We start from the raw sequence: 21,443 nt of genomic DNA, 5'->3' as shown, positions 1-21,443 counted from the left end.
TCACCGGCCGCAAGGCAACGCCCTGTGGGGAGTTCACTGGGTGAGCCGACGGAACTCGCCGCGCCAGGCGTCGTACCAGGCGCGGAACCACGGGTGGCGTTCGGCGAGCGGAAGGACGGAGCGGACGGTCTCGTCGTAGTAGGCGCGTCGTTTCTCGGGCCGTGGATGCGTGTCGAGCCGCTGGACGTTGCTCAGCCGGTCGGCGAGCTTCACCAGGATCGCGTCGTCCGGGGCGCTGTTCAGGCTGTCCAGATAGGCGGCTCGCGCCTCCTCGCGGCTGCGGCCTTCGGGGCATGGTGGCTTGGTCACCCAGTCGACCAGGGCCGCCACGCGGTCACCGAAGTGCTCCCGGACCTCGTCGAGTGTGCAGGCGGTGTCCTCGACCACGTCGTGCAGCACGGCTGCCCTCAGGACGTCGGCATCGGTGATCCCGACGGCCTCGACGAGCACGCGCGCCGCTTCGAGCAGATGCTCCAGATAGGGCTCGCCCGCCGGTCGCGTCTGATCCCCGTGGTGGCGGCTCGCGAAGGCCGTCGCCTTGTCCAGCGCCGCCAGATCCGCCTCCGGGAGACGGTCCGCCCAGCTCGCGCGCAGGGCCGGCCAGCCCTCCTCCGCCGAGAAGGTCCGCATCACCGGCCGGCCTCGTCACCGGCGAACTTCTCCGCCCACAGGTCGAAACTGCGGGTCAGGATGCGACGCCGGTACACCTCGTCGGGCTCCGCGGCGGCCTTCGTGTAGGCCTCGGCGATGGCGCCGTCCACATCGAGTGTGCGCCGTGCGTCCTCCACCGCGAGGAGCCAGACGTGTTCGGTGACCCGCCTGCCCGTGACGGTTCCCGCGTCGGTCCGGCCGGTCGGAACGAGCCGGCCGGTCGTCGTGTCCAGTCGCCAGGCCGTCGCCGGGGTGCCGTCGTCGGCCAGATCCACGCGCACCGGCTCGGTGCCGACGAGGTAGTACGCCCGCTTCCGGTGGACCTGCTCCCACATCTCGAAGGTGGCGCGGCGGGACTGCCCGGGGCCTGCCTGCTCGTAGGCCGCGAAGATCTCCGCTTTGTCGTGACGCTGGTAGAACGAGGTCCGCAGCAGTTCCTCGCGCCGTTCCTCCACCGCCGCGACGAAGTCGTCCTCGTCGTGCAGCGGCCAGGTCTCGTCGTCCTCGAAACCGTGGGCGCATTGCAGGGCGGGGGGCGTGTCGGCCTCGAACTCGCCGGTGTAGCCATTGAGCCCGTACCCCTCGGCCGGCCGGCCGAGTACGGGATCCTCGGGGCCCCGACCCGCCGGGAAGGTCACGACGAGCTGACCCCAGCAGTCGAAGTAGCGCCACCGCTCCGAGTACAGCGGGGCCTTCGGGGCGTTGACGGTGACTGGTGCGGGCCGTGGAACCGCTTTCGCCGGTGAGGCCGACCGCCTGCGCCAGGGATACACCGGGCCGTAGACGTCGAGAAAACACCGGAATTCGGCCCAACTCGGCCAGGAGGACAGCTCTTTCTCGTTCTCCGGGATATTGACCGGCCGGAAATCGGCGACCTGTGCCCGCAGATCGGTCCGCTCTAGCGCCTCACGGACGGCGGCACGAGCCTGTCCGGCATCCGCGTAGTCACGGCCGTCGATGACGAAGGCGGCCCTCGGCTCCCCGTACGACCCGAAGGCGATCCATACGAAGGTCAGGTGCTCGTGGTACGGGATCGACCCCAGGTCCAGCGCGTTCATCGGGTCTCCTCCTGATCGAGCGCGGCCGCTTCGGCGAGCATGCCCTTGACCATCTCCGCGTCGGCCGGCGACATCTCCACATACGGCTTGAAGAGCGTGTTGTGCTCCAGGTCGGCAGCGACGGAAGCCCGCATCGTCGTCAATTGCAACTCGAAAGTATAGGGAACCCCGGCCACGTCCACCCGCACGACGAGCGGGATGACGCGGTACGCCGGATTCTTCTCCTTCGGCTCCGCGTACATGTTCTCGATCTCCAGGATGCGGCCACCGGCTCCCACACCGAAATGCCTCTTCGCCGCTTCCAGTACCTGTGCCAGATCGTGCATGTTGGCGGCGGTGATGCGCGCGCCCACCGCGTCGATGACGTCGCCCGCCCGGTAGCCGGGCCGGCCGGGGCGCGAGGGGGAGCCGGTCGACATGCGCTTGACCTTGTCCAGGATGCCCTCCGCGGTCTTGGTCCGGACACTGACGGACGAGTCGGGCGCCACCTGCGCCACGAACGCGCGCACCTCGGTCTCGACCGCGGACTGCACGTCCTCCCGCAACCGCCGCGCGTAGTCGGCAAGCTGCGCGGACTCCTCCGCGGTCGGTGTGCTGCCGACGCCGCGGGCCGGATCGATCCGTTTGGCCTCCTCGACGAGCACGGACTTGCGGTCCCGGCCCTCCGGGTCCCTGTTGACCGACGGATCCACCGGCTCGAACAGCGGCCCCCTGCCGGGGCTCCCCGCGCGGTACTCGGCGAGCGTCCGGCCGTCCAGTACGCGCCGGTCGGCGAGTTCGCCGAGGAGGGCGATGGTGGCGTCGCGGGTCCCCGGATCGGCGAGCGCTTTCGCGAGGTTGGTCGGGTGCAGGACCGAATCGGCCACCAGACGCCGCGCGATCCCGGCGACATCGGGGTGCGCGGTGAGGACCTCGTGCAGCCGGCTGCCCGCCATCTCCCGGTTCCACGCGGCGCTGTACTCCCGGCGGGCGTGTGCCTCGGCCGCGGCCGAGATCAGGGACTCGACCGGCGTCGGCGCCCGGCGCTCGGCCAGCGCCGTGGACTCCAGGTCGCGACGGACCTCGTACAGCGGGTGTTCGGCGGCCGAGGGTGCCTCGTAGGACTTCAGGCTGAACTTGAGCTCGGCCACGTGCCCGTTCGGCATCCGTACGTTCATCAGGATGCTGCGGTTGCCGCTGTCCGTAGCCTGCGCGACCCGGTCCTTGATGCGTACGATCTCGAGCCGCCGGTCGTCCTTCAGCGCGCTCAGGGCCCGGTAGAGCGAGTCGACGCTGTCGAAACGGATCCTCGCGCCGACGACGTCGACCAGCATCGAGGCGTCGCCGCGCTCCGACTTCGCCACGTACTCCTGGACCTTGCGCAGGCTGCGGCCACGGTCCTTGATCTGTCTGCGCCAGGACGCCTCGCCGCCGGTCTCGGCCGCGATGTCGGAGACGACCCGGTTGAGCTCCTCCTGGGCCGCCGGCGCCTCCGCCCGCAGCCGGTCGACGCTCGCCTCCTGGTAGGCGGAGTCCTCGCGCCGGCCGAGATCGAAACCGCGCTGCCGGTAGCCCTCCTTGGTCGTGCCCGCCGCGATCTCCCTGCCGATAGCCAGCTGATCGGCCCTGGTCAGAACCTGGTTGGGGCTCTCGGCACGCAGGTCTTCGACGATCGAGTCGACCTTCGCCCGGATCTCGGGGGTGATCTCGCCGCGACGGACCGCGTCGGCGATACCGGCGCTCTCGAGCCGGTTCCGCACGTCCCGGAGCGCGGCGTCCAGCATCGTGACGGAGTCGGGATGGGACAGCAGACTTTCGCGGGCGACGGGGTTGGCGGTCAGCGCACGGTCCAACTCGGGCCAGTCCCGGCGCAGTTCCTCGAGTCTGACCCGCGCCGTCTCCGACTGGTCATGGCCCGTCGACCGGCCGTCCTCCCGGCCTCGCCCGGTGCGCCGGCCCGGTCTCTCCAGCGGCCCCGCCGCGCTGTCCTGGACCGCCGCCTCCAGCCCGGCCCTGGCCATCAGGCCCAGGGCGTCGCCCGCGTCGCCGTGGAACCTGCCCGTCGCCGCACCTACGCCCAGTTCCACGCCCTTGCCGGTCGCGCCGCCGAGGAACGACGACGTGCCGCGCAGCGCCGAGCGCGCGGCCAGCGAGTCACTCAGCGCGTCGCCGAGCGTGGCACGCGGCCCGCCGGCGACGGCGCGGCCGACCGGCAGCGACTCGAACGCCTGCGAGGTGAGGGTGGAGGCCGTGCCCGCGAGCGCGCCGGTCAGCGTGGCTTCGAGCAGCGCCGCGAAGCCGGGTCCGAAGCCTTTCTTCCAGGTGGCCTCGTCGAGCAGGGCGCCGCCGAAGCCGCCCAGGCCGCCGGTGGCGGCACCGATCACCGCCAGGTCGCCGAGCGTGCTGCCGGTGATGGAGCCCATGGTGCCCGCCAGACCCTCGGCCGAGCGCAGCGTGGTCATCCCGGCGGTCAGGCTCTGGGTGCCGCCGCGCGCCACGATGGACAGGTGCTGGCCGACGCCCGCCGTCAGGGCCTGCACGGCGGTCATGCCGAGGTCGACGGCGGCCTGCTCCCAGCCGTACCGGCCGCCGCTGACGGCGCTGTGCACGGCCATCGAACCGAGGCCGGTCAGTCCGGCGATGGCGGCCAGCAGCAGCGGACTGGCCGCGCCGCCGGTCGCGACGGTGGCGACGGCGGCGGCGACCGCGCCGACCACCATGACCGCGGTCGTCAAGTAGTCGGCGTAACTGTCGATCTGCGCGGCGTAGTTCTCGGCCGCCAGCTTGCTGACGCGCACGGCGGAGGCGAACTCGCGCGGGTCCTTGCCCGTGTAGGAGCCGGTCTTGGCGTCGAACAGGGTGCCGCCGGGCGCGATGGACCGGCCCGAGGCATCGGTCCAGACCGGGTTGCCGTGGTCGTCGACACGGACGGTCGCGCCGCCCAGTGAGGTGGTGAGCCGGGACGACGCCGACGTGAGCGACTGGTCCGCGAGGCTGTCGTCGGCCAGCCAGGAGCCGAGCCAGCCGGTCTCGTCGCGCTGCTGCTGGATGCTGAACGCGGCGACCTCGGCGCGCTCCCGGTCGTTGCGCGGCTGACCGAGCAGCGCCCGCTCCATCCGCAGCCGGTCGTCGCCGGACAGCTCGGTGAACCAGCCCTTGCCGTCGAAGGTGCCGAGGTCGTCGTCGAGCGCGGTGCCGGTGAGGTTCTTGTACTCGACGCGCATCGCGGCGATCTCGTCGCGGTCCATCCGCTCGACGAAGCGGAACATCAGCTCTTCGTCGGTGCCCGCGCCCTTCGAGGCGTAACTGACGGCCAGCGCGGCCGTCTTCGGCGTCGGGTACTCCTCGTGGGCGAGACGGACGGCCAGGTCGCCCGCGTCCTTGTCGTCGCCGTACGCGGTGCGCAGCCGGCCCTCCAGATACGCCTGCGCGGACGCGGGCGTGCCGGACCGGTCCGCGCCGCCGTAGTCGGCGGCGTACTTCTGGAACACCTGGTCGCGCTCCTGGAGCGCCTGCCGGGCCGCCGCGGTCTGCTCCTGAGTCGGCTGCGCCTGCGGCTTGAGCCGCGGGTCGACCAGCGCGGCGTCCAGCTTGAGCATGTTCGGCCCGCCGGCCCGCTCGGTCTCCACGCCGAGCCGGGCCGCGCGCGCGGCCACGGTGTCCTCGCCGCCGTGGACGAGCGCGACCGCCAGGTCCCGGTTCGCGCCGGTGATCTGGCGCGTCTCGGTCCGCGAGGTGCCCTCGGGCCCGGCGACGACCACCTCGACGGGCGCGAGCACGTAACGCTCGACCGCGGCCGCGGCCTCCTGCGGCGAGATCGCGGCCGCGGAGCGCCCGGTGCCGCCGATGATGCCCGCGAGTTCGCGCTGCACCGCCGTCCGGCGCTCGTCCGCGCTCACCGGGGTACGGCCGCGCTCGGTCGCGGCCTTTCCGTACTGGATGAGGGCGTCGTGCAGCGCGTCGGAGTCGCCGGCCTGACGCGCCGCGTCGACCTTGTCCTTCATCCGGAACGCGTCCGCGAGGTTCTGGTTGCCGGCCGCGAGCGCGTCGAACACCTTCAGGTCGGTGCCGCCGAGACTGTCGCGCACGTCGGCGAGCGCCTCCGCGCCCTCCTTGCTGCCCTTGAGCCGGTCGAGCTCCTCGGGAGTGAGGTTGCGCATGAGGTCCTCGATGCGCGCTTCCTCGTCGTTGTACCAGTGGGTGGAGGCATCCAGTTCGGCCGCGGCGCCCGCGACCTGGTCGCCGCTCAGGTAGGCGAGCGCCGACGTGAGGTCCGCACCGCTGAGCTCGTCGCGCAGCGCAGCCTCGAGCGAACCGTGATGGTCGCGTTCCCACATCCAGCTCAGCGCACGGCCCTGCGTGGGCGTCATCCCGCGCAACGCCGTCGACACGCCCGCCTCGTCGGTGCCCCAACCCGAGAACGCCCGCACCAGACCGGACTCCCGCGTCTCCAACTTCGCCGCCACCTCGGTGGCGGCCGCGTCGAGCAGGCCGGCCAGCTTGACGGCCGGGTCCAGATACGGCGTGAAGATGTCGCCGATGTAGTTCGTCCGCGTGGTGTCCGTCGTCGTCTTCCACTCGCTGAACGGTCCGGTCATCGCCGCCTTGGTCGCGCGGATCGCCTCGCCGAACACCCGCGCCAGCGGCATGGCCCACGCGTCCGCGACCTGCCGGACACCGCGCGCCGTGGCCGCGAAGGACGCGTCGTGCCCGTGCACGAAGTCGCCGATCCCCTGCTCACCGGCCTTCCCCGCTTCGCGCAGCGCGCTCGCCGCCTCCCCGCGCGCCCGCCCGGTGGCCTGGGCCGCCCCCCGCTCGGCGTCGTCCACCGCCGCGCCGGTCGACGCGTCGGCCCGGGTCACCATGCGCTGCTGCTCGGCGGCGAGCTGGTCCACCTTCGGCCCGGTGTCCTCGGCCGCCTGCTGCGCGGACCCGCGCAGGCTGTCCCCGCCCGTCTCCGCCGCCCGCTCGAGCCCGTCGTGCACCGCGGTGACCGGCTGTTCGAACGCGGGCAGCCCGGTGGACGCGGCCACCTTCAGACCGGTCAGCTCCGCGTCGGCCTGCGCACGGGAGCCGTGCACCAGCCCATCGGCCTCACCGACCAGCCGGGACCGGGCCGCACCGTGCCGCAGCTCGATCGACTTACGGGCGTCCCCGGCCATCCGGCGCAGTGCCTCGCGGCCGCTCGCGCCCTGTTTGTCGAGGGCGGCGTAGGCCATGCGGGCCGCCTTCTCCACCGCGGCCCGGCCCTTCGTACCGATCTCGTTCTTGCGTCTGTCCAGCGCCGTGGCCAGCTCGCTCTGACTGAACTGCGTACGTACGACGGGGATCTGGTCGCGGTAGGCCGCCGCCTGCGTGTCGGACGCCGAACGCAGCGAGTCCACGGCCGCCTTGGCCAGCCCAGGTACGGCCCTGCGGCGCGCCTCGTTCTCGGCCTCCGCCAGCGGCGTCGCGCCGCCCGGGAACAGCTTGGACGCGGACGCGCCGTAGTTCTCAACCGCGGGTATCGCCTGCCCGGCCGCGGTGGTGACGTCCACGGCGCTCTGTTCCAGCAGGTCGGTATAGCTCGACGCCAGATCGTTGACGATTGCGGTGATCTGGTCCGCGGCCGTGTCCGCGTTGGCTCTCAACCGGCGGAGCGCGCCGGCGGAGGCGGCGGCGACCTGCCCGCGGCTGCGCCGCAGGGCACGATCGAGACCTACGGCCCCCTCCTGGTACGCGGCGTCGACGGTTTCCAGCGTCTTCAGGCGCAGCTCGTCCAGCTCGCCCTCGGTCTCCGCGACCCGGGACCGCGTCCGGCCCTCCACCCGGTCGTGCCGGTTCGACGCGGCCCGGCCGAGCCGCTCCAGCAGCGCCGACTGGGCGTCATGGGCGCGCCGGGCGCGCTCGACGAGCCGCGCGAACGCCTGAGCGGCCCTGGCGAACGCCTCCCGGTCGGCGGCGTTCGCCCGCGGCGGTGGCGCCGGCGCGGTCGGCGCGCGGAACCGGCGGGCGAACGACGGCAGTGACAGCCGCGACAGCCGCGCCGGGCGGGCCGGGTCCACGCCGGTGCCGGGACGGCCGACGACGCCTCCGGCCTCCCGGCCAGGGGTACCCGGTGAGTGAAGACCCGCGGCTTCCTTCTCCTGCGCGCCCGTGCCGGGGCGGTCGCCGGTGCCCTTCGTCTCCTTCTGAGGCTCCTTCTGGGGGTCCTGCTGGTCGGGGTGAGGCGGGGTCGGGGGCCGCGTCTTCGGCGTCTGCTGCGTTTCCTGGACGGGCTGCGACTCGGGCTGCGACTCGGGTTCGGCGCCGGGCATAGGCATGGCCCCGGGCTCCGGGTTCGCGCCCGGCTGCGGTTTCTGGGGCGGCTGTTGCTGTGCCGGGAGCTGTTGCTGCGCGGGGGTGGGTTGTTCGGCTGGGGGCTGCTGCTGTGCCGGGGCGGGCTGCTGTGCCGGGGCGGGTTGCTGGGTGGGACTGCGTTGCTCGGTCGGAGTGGGTTGCTGTGCGGTGGGCAGCGTGCTCGCCCGAGTCGCGACGGCCTGATTGCCGATCAGGTCCTGCCCGGCCAGCAACCTCTGTCCGGCCAACCCGGGCGGTCCGGGCCCGGGTCCCGGTGGCGCGCCACCCATCGCCGCGGCCGTCGCCGCGTTGCCGATCCCCGCCCCCGTCCGGTCGGCCGAGGCCTGCCCGCCTTGTGTCGCCGGGCCCGACGCGTACACGGCCGGTGCATACAGATCCGACCCCTCCGGTGCGGTCGGCCCGCGCGGTTGCCCGGCCGGGGACACCACCGGTGTCGCCGGCTGAGGCATACGGGCCTTCGCTGGCACAGGCATGGTTGGCGCAGAATGACACCCGTGACGTCGCGACCTCGCCTTCGCGGCGTCACGAGGGCGTTGCCGGCACGATGACGCCCCACGAAGTCGGCGGGTGTCCGGGTGAGGCCCCGGTTTTCACCCGAGGCGGTTGTCCGAGGCGATTGTCCGAGGCGATTGTTCGTCATGGCTGGAGGGGTGATGTATAGCGTCCGGGCTGTGGGCATCCTGGACTCGACCGACTGGTCCGGCCTCCATCACGCCTATGGCCGGGCGGTGGACGTTCCAGGACAGCTGGCCGCGCTGTCCAGTCCCGATCCGGCGGCTCGACGTTTGGCCGTGTCGGCCCTCTCCGGCAACGTCTACCACCAGGGCACCCGGTGGCCCGCGAGCGCTCATGTGGTGGCCCCGCTGGTCACGCTCATCAATTCGCCCTCGACGCCCGATCGGGCCACAGTGCTCGACCTGTTGCGCCTTGTCGCGATCGGTGACCTGAGCGATGACCAACTGCCCTTCGACCCCGTGCGGGCGTTCGTCGGGGTTGACCGGGCCGGTCCGTCGGACGAGGCGGCGGTGATCCGGACCCTCTTCGAGGAGGACGACCCGGACATCGAGGCCGTAGCGGACGTGGCCGAAGCCGTGGCGAAGCGCTGGGCCGCCGCGGCCGAACGACGCGCGCCTTCCTTCCTCGTTTGGCTGGGGGATCTCGATCCGGCCGTGGTGACCCGCGCGGCGGCGCTGACCGTCTGGTTCCCCAAAGTCGCCGGGCTGGCGGGCGCGCTCGCCGACATACCGTGCGGCTCCGATGGAGACGCTGGCGCCAGTAGTGCCAGTAGTGCCAGTAGTGCCAGTAGTGCCCGGGCGTCGGTGAATCTCGCGCTGGGGTTTCTGCCCGGGCCGCCCGGCGCCGCCGAACTCGCGTCTCTGACCGCCTGCTTGGAGTCCGGAGACGAAGCGGTGCGCGTCACCGCCGCGGTCGCACTGGCCCGTCGGCGGCCGGCCGTGCTGCCCGACGCGGCACTGAACGTGCTCGTCCAGGCCGATGACGAGGAGGTCGCTGGAGTCGTACCGGGGTGGGACCGTTCGCTGCGCGGGCACGTCGCGATTGCACTGCGCCGCCTCGGCCTATGAGCTGAACCAAATCTCTCAGCGGGGAGGCGGTGTGCGACGGTCCCGGCCCCGGCCGGCGCCCCGCTCGCAACAGCCGATGGCCTGTCAGATGCAGCATCTAGGCTGTCGCGGAGATCCGATCAAGGAGCAGGGCAGTGCGAATAGAGCGTCACCAGGTGGGCGGGGCCGTCGTCTCGGCAGCACGCGAGGACTTCACGAACCGCATCGGGGGCCAGGTGCGGTCCATGTCGAGGAGTGTCCGGATGGCCACCTACGAATGGCAGTCGATCGCGGACGAGTTCCTCGACTATCTGGGTGCTCTCTCCGTCGCGACTTCGCCGAGCAGGCGCAGGGGACGCCCATCAGCGAACTCGCCACCGGGCTGACAGCCGTGGTCCTGGACGACACCGGCAACGACGAGGAGTATCCGCCGAGCGCGCAGGCCGGACTCGCCGCCGTCGACGCGGCCCTGGACCGCATCCCGACCGCGACACCAACGCAGCACGCAACATCCGGGCCGCTGGACGAGCGGACCGGCTAAACGCCTCGCTGAGCGTAGGTAAGACCAGGGCGAAAGTCCCGGCACAGCGCGTTGAAGCAGGAAGCCACCGGAAGGGGCAGACGACCCAGGCCGGAATCCTCGCCTTTCAGGGCGAGGAGTACGTCAACGGGAACACATCACGTATGCCGCATGGGCCGGGCCGTGAAGGGGTGATGGGCGAAAGGGCGCGCTGTGCGCTGCGCAGGGTAGAAAGGGATCATGGCAAGGAAAGCGGCTCCAGCGGATTACATGGACGACGTGGATGCGGTGACCCGAGTGGTGCTGACGGCGTCGCGGGTACTGGTCGCGGTGTCGGCACGTTCGCTGGCCGAGGTCGAGGAGCGGGTGACGCTGCCGCAGTTCCGGATGCTGGTGGTGCTTTCCACGCGTGGGGCGACCAAACTCGTGGGGCTGGCCGACCTGTTGGAGGTGGCACCGTCGACGGCGATGCGGATGGTAGACCGGCTGATCGCGGCCGGTCTGGCCGAGCGGCGCAGCGACCCGGACGACCGCCGCGCGACGTTGCTGCAGCTCACCGACCAGGGACGCCGCACCGTTGAGGACGTCACCGCGCGCCGCCGCCAGGAGATCGCGTCCATCGTGCAGCGTCTGGCCCCCGAGCAGCGGACGGCGCTCATCGCCGCGCTCGGCGACTTCAACGAGGCGGGCGGTGAACCTCTCGCCCCGCCCCTGGACGTGGACACCGGCCTGTATCCACTGGGCTGGGGCGATACGGCAACGGCAGGCTGAGTGCAATTGTGTGGGTCTCCTGGAACGTGCGGGGGCGCCGCGAGCGGCCCGGGCGCGTGACGTTCCAACCCTGCCTGCTGGGACGGGAAGTGCCGGAGTACCGCTCGGGTTGCCGGATCGCGGCAGATTCTAGTCCGGCGAAGCGTCCGGCAGGACGCGGTGCGCGCGAGCCGGCTGGAGCGGGCTGTGCAGCGCCCTCAGTGCGCCCTGGTGGCTGAGCCGGCCCACCGGGCGGCCCGTGCCGGGGTCGAGCACCGGCAGCCCGGTGCCGGGTGCCGCGAGAAGGGCGTGCAGCGCGCCGGCGAGGTGCTGGTCGAGGGTGACGGAGGGCGGGGACTCGGCGAGATCGCCCGCGATGGCCGGGGCCCCGTCGGGCTGTTCGGCGGGCGGATGTGCTCCGCGGGCATGAATTTTCCTGATCAGGCGGCGTGTCCTGCGGGCCTGCCGACTTCATTATTGCACCATGCAAATATAATGGGAACGGCGCACTCCGCACCTGCCGTGCGCCTGGGCGGCCAGCCGGCCGACTGGCCCGTACGCCGACGGAAGGCGCGTCTGTGGATGCCGTACTGCACGCCCTGTCCCGCGCCGGTTCGATGGCCTGGGAGATCGCGTGGGCCCTCGTGCTCGGCTTCGCCCTGTCGGCCGTGGTGCAGGCGGTGGCCCGCCGGTCCGCCGTCGTCCGGCTCCTGGGCGACGACCGGCCGCGTACCCTCGCGCTCGCGGTCGGGCTCGGCGCCGCGTCGTCGTCCTGCTCCTACGCGGCCGTGGCGCTGGCGCGGTCGCTGTTCCGCAAGGGCGCGCACCTCACCGCGGCGATGGCCTTCCAGATCGCCTCGACCAACCTCGTCGTCGAGCTCGGGGTGATCCTGGCTCTGCTGATGGGCTGGCAGTTCACGGCCGCCGAGTTCGTCGGCGGACCGCTGATGATCGTGTTCCTGGCGGTGCTGTTCCGCCTGTTCCTGCGGGCCGGGCTGGTGCGACAGGCGCGGGCGCAGGCCGAGCGCGGACTCGCCGGTGCCATGGAAGGCCACGCGGCGATGGACATGTCCGTACAGAAGGAGGGCCCCTTCGTCCGGCGTCTGCTGTCCGGCGAGGGGTTCACCGCCGTCGCGCACGTCTTCGTCATGGAGTGGGCCGCGATCCTGCGCGACCTGGTGCTCGGACTGCTGATCGCCGGAGCGGTCGCCGCGTGGGTGCCCGACACCTTCTGGCAGGCGCTCTTCTTCGACGGCCACCCGCTGGCCGCCAAGCTGTGGGGACCCGTCGTCGGCCCGCTCGTCGCCATCGCCTCGTTCGTCTGCTCCGTCGGCAACGTTCCGCTGGCCGTGGTGCTCTGGCAGGGCGGCATCAGCTTCGGCGGGGTGATCGCCTTCCTCTTCGCGGACCTGCTGATCGTGCCGATCCTGAGCATCTACCGGAAGTACTACGGCGGGCGGATGGCGGGCTTCCTGCTCGTCACCTTCTACGTGGCCATGGTCGCCGCCGGGTACATCGTGGAGTTCGTCTTCGGCGGCCTCGGTCTCGTACCGGACCGCTCCGGCGCGCGGCTCCCCGGCGGCGGCATCACCTGGAACTACACGACCTGGCTCAACATCGCCTTCCTCGCCCTGGCCGCGGTCCTCGTGATCCGGTTCGTGCGCACCGGCGGGACGGGGATGCTGCGCATGATGGGCGGGGCACCCGGCGGCAGCGACAACGGCAGCGACGAGGGCAGTAATGGCGGCCACCACCACTCTGGCCGTCGCCGTTGACGAAGACGGTCGCCCACGTGCGGACCCACGTGCGGACCCACGTGCCCGGCTGCCGTCTCGAACGGGCAACGTCCGATTCAGCATTCATCAGATGAAGTCATCGGATGACTGTGTCATGGCATAGGACGTTGGACGGCCGGTCCGCAGCACTTGCGGCGTCGGCTCGCTCTCCGGGAGGGTAGCCGGTAAGAGCGCAGGTGAGGAAAGTCGGGCTGGGCCAGCCGTCAATTCGGTTTCGACGGGGTCTTGTCACGGTCGCCGACGCCGCCGTACCGTCCTGGATACCCCCACATACATCGGAGGAATCACACCCTCTCGTGCGTTCGTTGACGCTGTGCGTGCCGAACCCCCGTCCGTTCCCGCCCTCGTCGGGCGTTCAAGTCGTACCCCATGTGTTTAGTGCGCAGACCGTCCCGTGATCCGCTCCAGCCTCGTCCCGCCTCGCGGCCCCGTCCGGCCAAGGAGAGAGCACCGGTCATGAAGTCCGCCCGCACCCGCTCCAGAGCCGCAGCAGCCGGCACCGTCATCGTGTTATCGGCCCTAGCCACCGCGTGCAACCGTGACAGCGCGGGGTCCGGCGCGGGCGGTGACAAGCCGGCCATCGGCATCGACCTGCCCCGCTCCGACTCCGACTTCTGGAACTCCTACGCGGAGTACGTCAAGAAGGGCATCAAGTCCGACGGCATCAACGCCCTGCCGCTGAGCAACTCGCAGAACGACGTGACGAAACTGGCCGCCAACGTGCAAGTCTTCGAAAACAGCGGCGCCGAGGCCGTCGTCATGGCTCCGCAGGACACCGGGGCGATCGCATCCACGCTCGACGATCTCGCCGCCAAGAAGATCCCGGTGGTGAGCGTGGACACCCGCCCCGACAAGGGGGACGTCTACATGGTCGTACGCGCCGACAACCGGGCGTACGGCACCAAGGCCTGCGAGTTCCTCGGCGAACGGCTGCACGGCAAGGGCAAGGTGGCCGAGTTCCAGGGCGCTCTGGACTCCATCAACGGGCGGGACCGCTCCGAGGCGTTCGCGGCGTGCATGAAGAAGAAGTTCCCGGACATCAAGGTGTTCGAGCTGCCCACCGACTGGAAGGGCGACGTCGCCTCCGCCAAACTGCAGAGCCTGCTCGCCCAGCACCCCGATCTGAACGGCATCTACATGCAGGCCGGCGGGGTCTTCCTACAGCCGACGCTGGCCCTGCTCGAACAGAAGAAGCTGCTGAAACCAGCGGGGGACGAAGACCACATCACGATCATCTCCAACGACGGCATCCCCCAGGAGCTCGACGCCATCCGCGAGGGGCAGATCGACGCCACCGTCTCCCAGCCCGCCGACCTCTACGCCAAGTACGCGCTGTACTACGCGAGGGCCGCGGCTGAGAAGAAGACCTTCGAACCGGGCAGGACGGACCACGGCTCCACCATCGTCAAGATCGCGAACGGCCTCGAGGACCAGTTGCCCGCACCGCTGGTGACCAAGGACAACGTGGACGACAAGGCTCTGTGGGGCAACGCCGTCGGCCAGTGACCGGCCCGGCCGGCACCGGGCCCCCGGCTGGTACCTGACGCCACCTTCCCCGCTTCTCAGCCCACCAAGGACGGTATCCACCATGGCGGACACCGATACCGGCACCGCCCCGGCGCACGGGGACGGCGGGCCGGTGCCCGTGGTCGAAGCCACCGGCATCAACAAGAGATTCGGTGCCACCGTGGCGTTGCGCGAAGCACGTATCACCGTCGCCCCCGGCGAGTCGCACGCGCTGGTCGGCCGCAACGGCGCGGGCAAGTCGACGCTCGTGTCCATCCTGACCGGGTTGCGGGCGCCCGACTCCGGCACCCTGCGCTTCTCGGGCGCGCCCGCACCCGCTGTCGGTGACATCGGTGCCTGGCGTTCCCGGGTCGCCTGTGTCTACCAGCGGTCCACCGTCATCCCTGACCTGACGGTCGCCGAGAACCTGTTCCTCAACCGGCAGAGCGACGGACCGCTGCGGCCCATCCGGTGGAAGGAGCTGCGCCGGCGCGCCGCGGAGCTGCTCGCCGAGTACGGCGTCGACGTCGACGCGTCCGTACGGGCCAGAGAACTGAGCGTCGAGCAGCGGCAGTTCGTCGAGATCGCGCGGGCGCTGTCCTTCGGCGCCCGCTTCATCGTCCTGGACGAGCCGACCGCGAAGCTCGACGCGCGCGGCATCGGCCGGCTCTTCGACAAACTCCGTGCCCTGCAACGCCAGGGGGTCGCCTTCCTCTTCATCTCGCACCACTTGCAGGAGGTGTACGACCTGTGCACCACGGTCACGGTCTACCGGGACGCCGCGCACATCCTCACCGCCCCCGTCGCGGAGGTCGGCCACCAGGTCCTCGTCGAGACCATGACCGGGGAGTCCGCGGCCGGTGAAACGGCCGTCGCTCCATCCCATGGCGCGGCGCGGGCCGGCTCCGGGGAGGTCCTGGCGGTCGAAGGGCTGACGCTCAAGGGTGCCTGCCAGGGGCTCTCGCTGTCGGTGCGCGCGGGTGAGGTGGTGGGGCTCGCCGGCGCGACGGCGAGCGGCAATGTGCGGGTGGGGGAGGCCATCGCCGGACTGCACCGTGCCGAGGCGGGAACGATCGAGGTCGCGGGCCGGCCCGTACGCACCGGCAGCGTGCCGTCGGCGCTGGAAGCCGGAGTGGGGCTGGTGCCGGAGGACCGGCATGCGCAGGGCCTGGTGCACCGCCGCAGCGTGGCCGAGAACGCCACGCTGACCGTCACCGACCAGCTCGGCCCGTTCGGTACCGTCCTGCCCGCGCGTGCCAGGAATCTGGCCCAGCGCATGATCGAGGACCTGGACATCAAGACTCCCGGCCCGGCCACCGCCGTGTCGGCGCTGTCCGGCGGCAACCAGCAGAAGGTCGTCGTCGCGCGCGCCCTGGCGACCGATCCGCCAGTACTGGTGGCCATCCGGCCGACCAACGGGGTGGACGTCAGGTCCAAGGAGTTCCTGCTGAGCCGGATACGGCGGGCCGCGGAGGCGGGGAAGGCGACGCTGATCGTCTCCGACGAGCTCGACGACCTCAGGGCGTGCGACCGGGTGCTCGTCATGTTCCACGGGCGCGCGGTCGCCGAGTTCGGCCCCGGCTGGCAGGACGAGCAGCTGGTCGCGGCCATGGAGGGGGTGGCCCATCTGTCCGGAGCAGCGAAAGCGTCTGGCGGGGCCACGACGTCCGGAGCAGCGGAATCGTCCGACGGGGCCACGACGTCCGAAGCCTTCGACGCCGACGTACATGAGAGGTAGGCATGTCCGCCACCACAGACGTCACCGAATCCGCGGCGGAAACGGGACGGGCATCCGCCGCGGGTGCCCGGTACGGGCTCCGCCTCGGCCGCTTCCGTGAACTGTCCCTGATTCCGGTCATCCTGGTCATGGGCCTGATCGGGTTCATTGTCTCCCCGGCCTTCCTCACCGCCGACAATCTCATCGGGGTGGCCCAGCAGTCGACCGAGCTGAGTCTGCTGGTCCTGGCCACCGCGATGATCCTGATCGCCGGACGGATGGATCTGTCCCTGGAGTCCACCATCGGTGTGGCACCGGTGATCGCCGTCTGGCTCGTCCTGCCCACCAGCGGCGCCCGGTTCACCGGCCTGGGGCTGCTGCCCGAGTGGACGGCCGTGCCGCTCTGTCTTCTGGTGGGTGCCGTGATCGGCGCGGTCAACGGTTTCCTGATCCTGAAACTGCGGCTCAACGGGTTCATCGTCACCCTCGGCATGCTCACCATGCTGCGCGGACTGCACATCGCCCTGTCCGAGGGCCAGTCCATCGTCGAGTTGCCGTCCTCCTTCACCTACCTGGGCAAGGCGTCCTGGCTCGGCACGCCTGCCGCGATCTGGATCTGCCTGGTGCTCTTCGCCCTCGGCGGCGGTGCGCTGGCCTGGCTGCGTCACGGCCGGGCGCTGTACGCGATCGGCGGCAACACCGAGGCCGCCCGCACCGCCGGCATCCGCGTGGACCGTGTCGTGTGGACGGTGCTGGTCCTCGGCAGCCTGCTGGCCGCGTTCGCCGGGATCCTCTACACCGGGCACTACGGATCCCTCTCCGCGTCCCAGGGCAACGGATGGATCTTCCAGGTGTTCGCCGCCACCGTCATCGGCGGAGTCAGCCTCAACGGCGGCAAGGGCTCCGTCTTCGGCGCCCTCACCGGCGTACTCACCCTCCAACTGGTCGTCAATGTCATGACGCTGGCCGGAGTACCGCCCCTGTGGAACCAGTTCCTCAACGGCGCCATCATCATCGTCGCCCTCGTCATCTCCCGCTTCGCCTCCGGCGAGAAGCAGGAGTAGCCGAGCCCGGATGCCGGACGGCGGTGGCGCGGTGACGAACCCGTGCCCCCATCCAAAAAGGCATGCGCATGGACCGAAGAGACTTCATCGCCGCCTCGGTGGCCACGTCGGCCGCCCTCACCGGCTTACCGCCCGCCGCGGCAACCGCGGACGCGCGGACCGTACCGAGGACGGCCGTCCCCGTCCATTCCCGGCCGTCGCGTCTCCTCCTGCGGTACGACGCTGCCGCCGAGGAGTGGCTGGAGGCGTTACCGCTCGGCAACGGCCGCATCGGCGCCATGGTGTTCGGGGGAGCGGACACCGAGCGGCGCCAGCTCAACGAGGACACCCTGTGGGCGGGCGGCCCCTACGACCCCGCGAATCCGCGGGGCCTGGCCGACCTGCCCGAGATCCGCCGACGTGTCTTCGCCGGTGAGTGGGCCGAGGCCCAGTCCCTGATCAACTCGGCGTTCGTGGGCAGCCCGCTTGGGGAGCTGATGTACCAGACGGTCGGCGACCTGCGCCTGACCTTTCCCGACACGGGCGAGGTCACCGGCTACCGCCGAGAACTGGACATGGACACGGCGGTGGCGACGACCACGTACGACCGCGGCGGGACCGCCTACCGGCGCGAGGTGTTCGCGAGCCATCCCGACCAGGTGATCGTGGTCAGGCTGACCGCCGACCGAACCGGCGGGCTGTCGTTCACCGCGGCCTTCGACAGCCCGCAGCAGACCGAGACGTCGGCCCCCGACCCGTTCACCCTCGCAATGGAGGGGACCGGGCAGAGCCGGGAGGGCATCACCGGGCGGGTACGCTTCCGTGCCCTGGTCCGCGCGCTCGGGGAAGGCGGAACCGTCCACAGCGAGAACGGCACCCTTACCGTCGAGGGAGCCGACGCGGTCACCCTGCTCGTCTCGACGGGCACCAGTTACAACGACTACCGCGACGCCTCGGGCGACCACAGGGCCCGCGCCGAGCGTCCGCTCAACTCCGCATCCGGGATCACGTACGGGCAGCTGCGTTCCCGGCATGTGCGCGACCACCGGGCGCTCTTCCGTCGGGTGTCCCTGGATCTCGGTACCACCGACGCGGCCGACCTGCCGACCGACCAGCGGGTGGCCCGCTTCTCCGAGGGCGGTGACCCGCAGCTGGTGACCCCGCACTACCGGTTCGGCCGCTATCTGCTGATCGCATCCTCCCGCCCCGGCACCCAGCCCGCCACCCCTCCAGGGCATCTGGAACGAGCAGCTCTCCCCGCCCTGGGACGCCAAGTACACGATCGACATCAACACGGAGATGAACTACTGGCCGGCCCCGACCACCGACCTCCTGGAGTGCTGGGAGCCCGTCTTCGCCTGCTCGACGACCTCGCCGTGGCCGGGCGGCGCACCGCGCGGGTGCAGTACGGCGCGGACGGCTGGGTCACCCACCACAACACCGACGCCTGGCGCGGCACCGCGCCCGTCGACGGCGCGTTCTGGGGCATGTGGCCGACGGGCGGCGCGTACGTCGTCACGCCGCGCTGATGCTCACGTGAACGGGGGTCATGTTGTCGTCGACGTCGTACGGGACGCGTGGTGCCGTGCGGCGGTGACGACGAGTGAGACGTTCTGGCCGCCGAAGCCGAAGGAATTGCTGAGCACGGCCTCCTGGGGGGCGTCTCGTCGCTCTGTCACGACATCGAGATCGATACCGGGACCGACGCCGGCCGCGGTGAGGTTGCGGGTCGGCGGGACGACGCCGTGCTCCACGCTGAGGACGGCGATGAGCGCCTCGATCGCGCCGGCGGCGCCGAAGAGGTGGCCGAGCGACGCCTTGGGGGCCGTCACGGTGGCGCGGCCGAAGACCTGCCGGATCGCGTGTGCCTCGGCGGCGTCGCCGACCGGAGTTCCGGTGGCGTGGGCGTTGATGTGGCCGATCCGCTCGGGCGCCAGGCCGGCCTGCGCGAGGGCCTTGCGCATGGCGGAGATCTGACCGGAGCCGTCGGGCGCGGGCGCCGTGATGTGGTGAGCGTCGGCGGCGACGCCGGCGCCCGCGAGCACCGCGCGGACGCGCGCGCCCCGGGCGTCGGCGTGCTCGGCGCTCTCGAGCACCATGACGGCGGCGCCTTCGCTGAGGACGAACCCGCTGCGGTCCGCGGCGAACGGCCGGGAGGCCGAGGCGGGTTCGGCGGTGTACCGCGACAGGGCCTGTGCCTGGGCGAAGCCGGCGACGGTGATCGGGGTGATCGCGGCCTCGGTCCCGCCGGTGATGACCACGTCCGCCTCACCGGCACGGATGAGTCCGGCTCCCAACGCGATCGCCTCGGCACCGGAGGAGCACGCCGAGACGGGCGTGTAGACCCCGGCTCGTGCGCCGTACTCGATACTGATCAGCGCCGCCGCCGCATTGGGCATGAGCATGGGAACCGTGCGCGGCGAGACGCGCCGTGTCCCCGCCGCCTCCAGTACGTCGTCCTCCTTCAGCAGTGTGCGTACGCCCCCGATGCCCGTGCCGATCGCCGATGCGAGCCGGTCCGGGGCCACTTGCGGTGCACCGGCGTCGGCCCACGCTTCGGCCGCCGCGGTCAGGGCCGCCTGCTGTGCGCGGTCCAGCCGCCTGGCCCGCGCCGGCGGCAGCGACTCGGCCGGGTCGACCGCCATCGTGCCCGCGACGGCGTCGGGAAGGCCCGCCTCCTCGCGGCCGGGCAGGACGCCGCCGCGGATGCCGGACTCGCCGGCGAGCAGGGCGTCCCAGGTGGATGCCGCGGTAGCCCCGAGTGGCGTGATCGCGCCGAGTCCGGTCACGACGACTTCAGTCCGGTGCATGCCATCAACCTTTCTTGTATGCGATACAAGCGAACGAGGGTTTGTTGTATCACATACAATCCAGGAGTGGAGAAGAGGTCAGGAGTGGAAAAGAACGCAGGAGTGGAGAAGAAGCGAAGCGATGCCCGACCGGCGTCGGCCCGAGCGGTGTCGGCCCGAGCGGTGTCGGCCCGAGCGGTGTCGGCCCGGCCGCGTGACCGCGGCAGGGCGACGAGACGCCGGCTGATCGAAGCAACCGCACGGCTCTGCGAGGAGCGGCCCGGGGCCGAGGTGAGCGTCGCGGAGATCGCGAACGCGGCAGGTGCCTTCCCCAATCAGGTCACCTACTACTTCGGCTCCAAGGACTCGCTGCTCGTGCACGCCGCCTTCCTCGGCCTGCTGCACGACGCCCGGCGGATCGAGCGCATCGGCCGCCAGGCCCCCGATGCGGCGGCCTTCCGGCGCAACATCGCCCGCGCCGTACTCGCCATGCCCTCGCTCCCGTCGGTCGCGCGAGCGCTCGCCACCGGGGTCTCCAAGCCGGAACTCGCCCCCGTGGTCGACCGGCACCTCCAACTGCTGTTCCGGCAGTCCGAGCGGTTCGTCGGCCAACTCGTCGACAGCCGCGGCTGGGGAGCCCGTCGACCGCTCGGCGTGGAGGTCAGGACGTTCTGGAGTACCGCGCTCGGCGCGGTGCTGCTCGTCCGCGCCGGCGCACACGGCACGGCCACCGACCTCGATCTCGCCGGAGCGTTGACCATCCATGGCGAAAACGGGCGCGGCTAGCCGGGCGTCGTACCTGTGCGTGTGCTCGCTCGTCGGGCCGGCGTGAGGCGTCCGCGGCCAAGCCCCCGCCTGTGCTCACGTCACCGAGTACGACCAGCGCTCCGAGGCCGCGGACATCACCCGCCGAACCTGTCGGTGCGCGGGGAGTCCGTCCGACGGCAGTCAGTCCGACGCGGCCGGCGGCTCATCCGCGGGAAGGGGCAGCGTCACGATCCGTCGGGCCTCGGCGTCCTCCAGGCCGAACATCCGCAGGACGTTGAGTACCGTCTGGTCGGCGACGTCGTCGACCGAGACCGTCGGGTCGGCGTCGCACAGATGCATCGTCGCGATGAGACATCCGGCCGTGCAGGCGAGGGCCACGCCGACGTCCTCCGTGACGAAGCGGCCGGAGGCGATGGCCGCCTCGATGTCCCTGCGGGCGTGCGGGGCATGACCGTACGACGCGGTGAGCAGTCCTCCTCTGCCGCGCATGAGGACCCGCGCGATGCGGGGCCGCGTGCGGACGAGGCGGCCGGTGAGCCGCATCGACGTCGCGAAGACCTCGGCCGGGTCGTCGACGTCGGAGAGGACGTCCTCGAGCCAGGCGGCGTGTGACTCGAGTGCCTGGGCGATCGCCGCGTCGAGCAGTTCAGCCTTGGTCGAGAAGTGATTGTAGAAGGACCCGAAGCCGACGTCGGCCACCTCAGTGATCTGCTGGATGCTGACATCGAGGTCACCGCGCTCGGCGTAGAGCTCCTGCGCGGCCTCGATCAGCGCCGTGCGGGTGCGCAGTTTGTTCCGTTCCCTGCGCGAAGATGGCTGTTGGGACATGGCGGTGATCGTATCCGGGGCGGTCGCCGGCTCAGTCATTGTTCGGCCGTGCGCCTGATGCCATACGCGTGTGTCGCGCCGCGGCCGTGGAGGCCGGGCACCACAGCGGCAGGAGAGGACGGTGGACGGCGACGGCA

General features: G+C 71.4%; 13 protein-coding genes and 2 pseudogenes. 10 read left to right on the top strand and 5 right to left on the bottom strand.

Annotated elements, in window-relative coordinates; translation table 11 throughout:
- Positions 1–33: 33 nt before the first annotated feature.
- From ACFV6E_RS07575 to ACFV6E_RS07565, 3 genes are read right to left on the bottom strand one after another with little or no spacing between them, the layout of a single operon-like run.
- Positions 34–630, bottom strand: a complete 597-nt coding sequence (locus ACFV6E_RS07575; RefSeq protein ID WP_385459876.1) for an HD domain-containing protein — start codon at positions 628–630, stop codon at positions 34–36.
- Complete coding sequence (locus ACFV6E_RS07570) at positions 630–1,709, bottom strand: hypothetical protein (protein WP_385459875.1); 1,080 nt, start codon at positions 1,707–1,709, stop codon at positions 630–632. Before ACFV6E_RS07570 ends, ACFV6E_RS07575 begins: the two co-directional genes overlap by 1 nt.
- Entirely contained in the window at positions 1,706–7,990 is a 6,285-nt protein-coding gene (locus ACFV6E_RS07565; RefSeq protein ID WP_385459873.1) for a hypothetical protein, read from the bottom strand. Before ACFV6E_RS07565 ends, ACFV6E_RS07570 begins: the two co-directional genes overlap by 4 nt.
- Before the next feature lie 708 nt (positions 7,991–8,698).
- On the opposite strand from ACFV6E_RS07565, the gene ACFV6E_RS07560 reads away from it, so the two are divergent.
- The 9 genes and pseudogenes from ACFV6E_RS07560 to ACFV6E_RS07520 all read left to right on the top strand — a co-directional run bounded on the left by ACFV6E_RS07560 (position 8,699) and on the right by ACFV6E_RS07520 (position 18,450).
- A complete protein-coding gene (locus ACFV6E_RS07560; protein WP_385459871.1) occupies positions 8,699–9,610 on the top strand; it encodes a hypothetical protein in 912 nt (303 codons plus the stop codon).
- A 256-nt stretch (positions 9,611–9,866) separates the two neighbouring features.
- Entirely contained in the window at positions 9,867–10,130 is a 264-nt protein-coding gene (locus ACFV6E_RS07555) for a hypothetical protein (protein WP_385459869.1), read from the top strand.
- A gap of 219 nt (positions 10,131–10,349) precedes the next feature.
- Positions 10,350–10,880, top strand: a complete 531-nt coding sequence (locus ACFV6E_RS07550) for a MarR family winged helix-turn-helix transcriptional regulator (RefSeq protein WP_385459867.1) — start codon at positions 10,350–10,352, stop codon at positions 10,878–10,880.
- A 557-nt stretch (positions 10,881–11,437) separates the two neighbouring features.
- Complete coding sequence (locus ACFV6E_RS07545) at positions 11,438–12,634, top strand: permease (RefSeq protein ID WP_385459865.1); 1,197 nt, start codon at positions 11,438–11,440, stop codon at positions 12,632–12,634.
- Between the two features lie 477 nt (positions 12,635–13,111).
- Entirely contained in the window at positions 13,112–14,161 is a 1,050-nt protein-coding gene (locus tag ACFV6E_RS07540; protein WP_385459863.1) for a sugar ABC transporter substrate-binding protein, read from the top strand.
- Between the two features lie 82 nt (positions 14,162–14,243).
- Positions 14,244–15,899 (top strand): sugar ABC transporter ATP-binding protein, encoded by a 1,656-nt coding sequence (locus tag ACFV6E_RS07535; RefSeq protein WP_385171505.1) that lies wholly within the window; start codon positions 14,244–14,246, stop codon positions 15,897–15,899.
- Positions 15,900–15,901: 2 nt separating this feature from the next.
- Positions 15,902–16,942: an ABC transporter permease gene (locus tag ACFV6E_RS07530; protein ID WP_385459861.1), complete on the top strand. Its 1,041-nt coding sequence runs from the start codon at positions 15,902–15,904 to the stop codon at positions 16,940–16,942.
- 62 nt (positions 16,943–17,004) lie between these two features.
- Positions 17,005–18,144 (top strand): annotated as a pseudogene (locus ACFV6E_RS07525) (glycoside hydrolase N-terminal domain-containing protein); the annotation flags it as partial.
- A 13-nt stretch (positions 18,145–18,157) separates the two neighbouring features.
- Positions 18,158–18,450, top strand: a pseudogene (locus tag ACFV6E_RS07520) (hypothetical protein).
- A gap of 18 nt (positions 18,451–18,468) precedes the next feature.
- On the opposite strand, the gene ACFV6E_RS07515 reads toward ACFV6E_RS07520, so the two are convergent.
- Positions 18,469–19,731, bottom strand: coding sequence for a beta-ketoacyl-[acyl-carrier-protein] synthase family protein (locus tag ACFV6E_RS07515; protein ID WP_385459860.1), 1,263 nt, complete (start codon positions 19,729–19,731; stop codon positions 18,469–18,471).
- A gap of 102 nt (positions 19,732–19,833) precedes the next feature.
- Between ACFV6E_RS07515 and ACFV6E_RS07510 the strand changes: the two genes are divergently transcribed.
- Positions 19,834–20,496, top strand: a complete 663-nt coding sequence (locus ACFV6E_RS07510) for a TetR/AcrR family transcriptional regulator C-terminal domain-containing protein (protein WP_385459858.1) — start codon at positions 19,834–19,836, stop codon at positions 20,494–20,496.
- Between the two features lie 162 nt (positions 20,497–20,658).
- Here the strand turns inward: ACFV6E_RS07510 and ACFV6E_RS07505 are convergent, their stop codons facing one another.
- The gene (locus tag ACFV6E_RS07505; RefSeq protein ID WP_385171515.1) at positions 20,659–21,306 is read right to left on the bottom strand and encodes a TetR family transcriptional regulator; all 648 of its coding nucleotides are present in this window, start codon (positions 21,304–21,306) and stop codon (positions 20,659–20,661) included.
- Positions 21,307–21,443 lie beyond the last annotated feature (137 nt).

The organism is Streptomyces sp. NPDC059785 (assembly GCF_042732375.1).
Taxonomy (GTDB): Bacteria; Actinomycetota; Actinomycetes; order Streptomycetales; family Streptomycetaceae; genus Streptomyces.
The sequence above is the reverse complement of the archived record's forward strand: the minus strand, read 5'-3'. Positions and strand labels throughout refer to the sequence as shown.

Coding starts and splice junctions, on each gene's coding strand:
- ACFV6E_RS07575 (WP_385459876.1), bottom strand. CDS start 630: ATGCGGACCTTCTCGGCGGAGGAGGGCTGGCCGGCCCTGCGCGCGAGC.
- ACFV6E_RS07570 (WP_385459875.1), bottom strand. CDS start 1,709: ATGAACGCGCTGGACCTGGGGTCGATCCCGTACCACGAGCACCTGACC.
- ACFV6E_RS07565 (WP_385459873.1), bottom strand. CDS start 7,990: ATGCCTATGCCCGGCGCCGAACCCGAGTCGCAGCCCGAGTCGCAGCCC.
- ACFV6E_RS07555 (WP_385459869.1), top strand. CDS start 9,867: ATGGCAGTCGATCGCGGACGAGTTCCTCGACTATCTGGGTGCTCTCTC.
- ACFV6E_RS07550 (WP_385459867.1), top strand. CDS start 10,350: ATGGCAAGGAAAGCGGCTCCAGCGGATTACATGGACGACGTGGATGCG.
- ACFV6E_RS07540 (WP_385459863.1), top strand. CDS start 13,112: ATGAAGTCCGCCCGCACCCGCTCCAGAGCCGCAGCAGCCGGCACCGTC.
- ACFV6E_RS07535 (WP_385171505.1), top strand. CDS start 14,244: ATGGCGGACACCGATACCGGCACCGCCCCGGCGCACGGGGACGGCGGG.
- ACFV6E_RS07530 (WP_385459861.1), top strand. CDS start 15,902: ATGTCCGCCACCACAGACGTCACCGAATCCGCGGCGGAAACGGGACGG.
- ACFV6E_RS07515 (WP_385459860.1), bottom strand. CDS start 19,731: ATGCACCGGACTGAAGTCGTCGTGACCGGACTCGGCGCGATCACGCCA.
- ACFV6E_RS07505 (WP_385171515.1), bottom strand. CDS start 21,306: ATGTCCCAACAGCCATCTTCGCGCAGGGAACGGAACAAACTGCGCACC.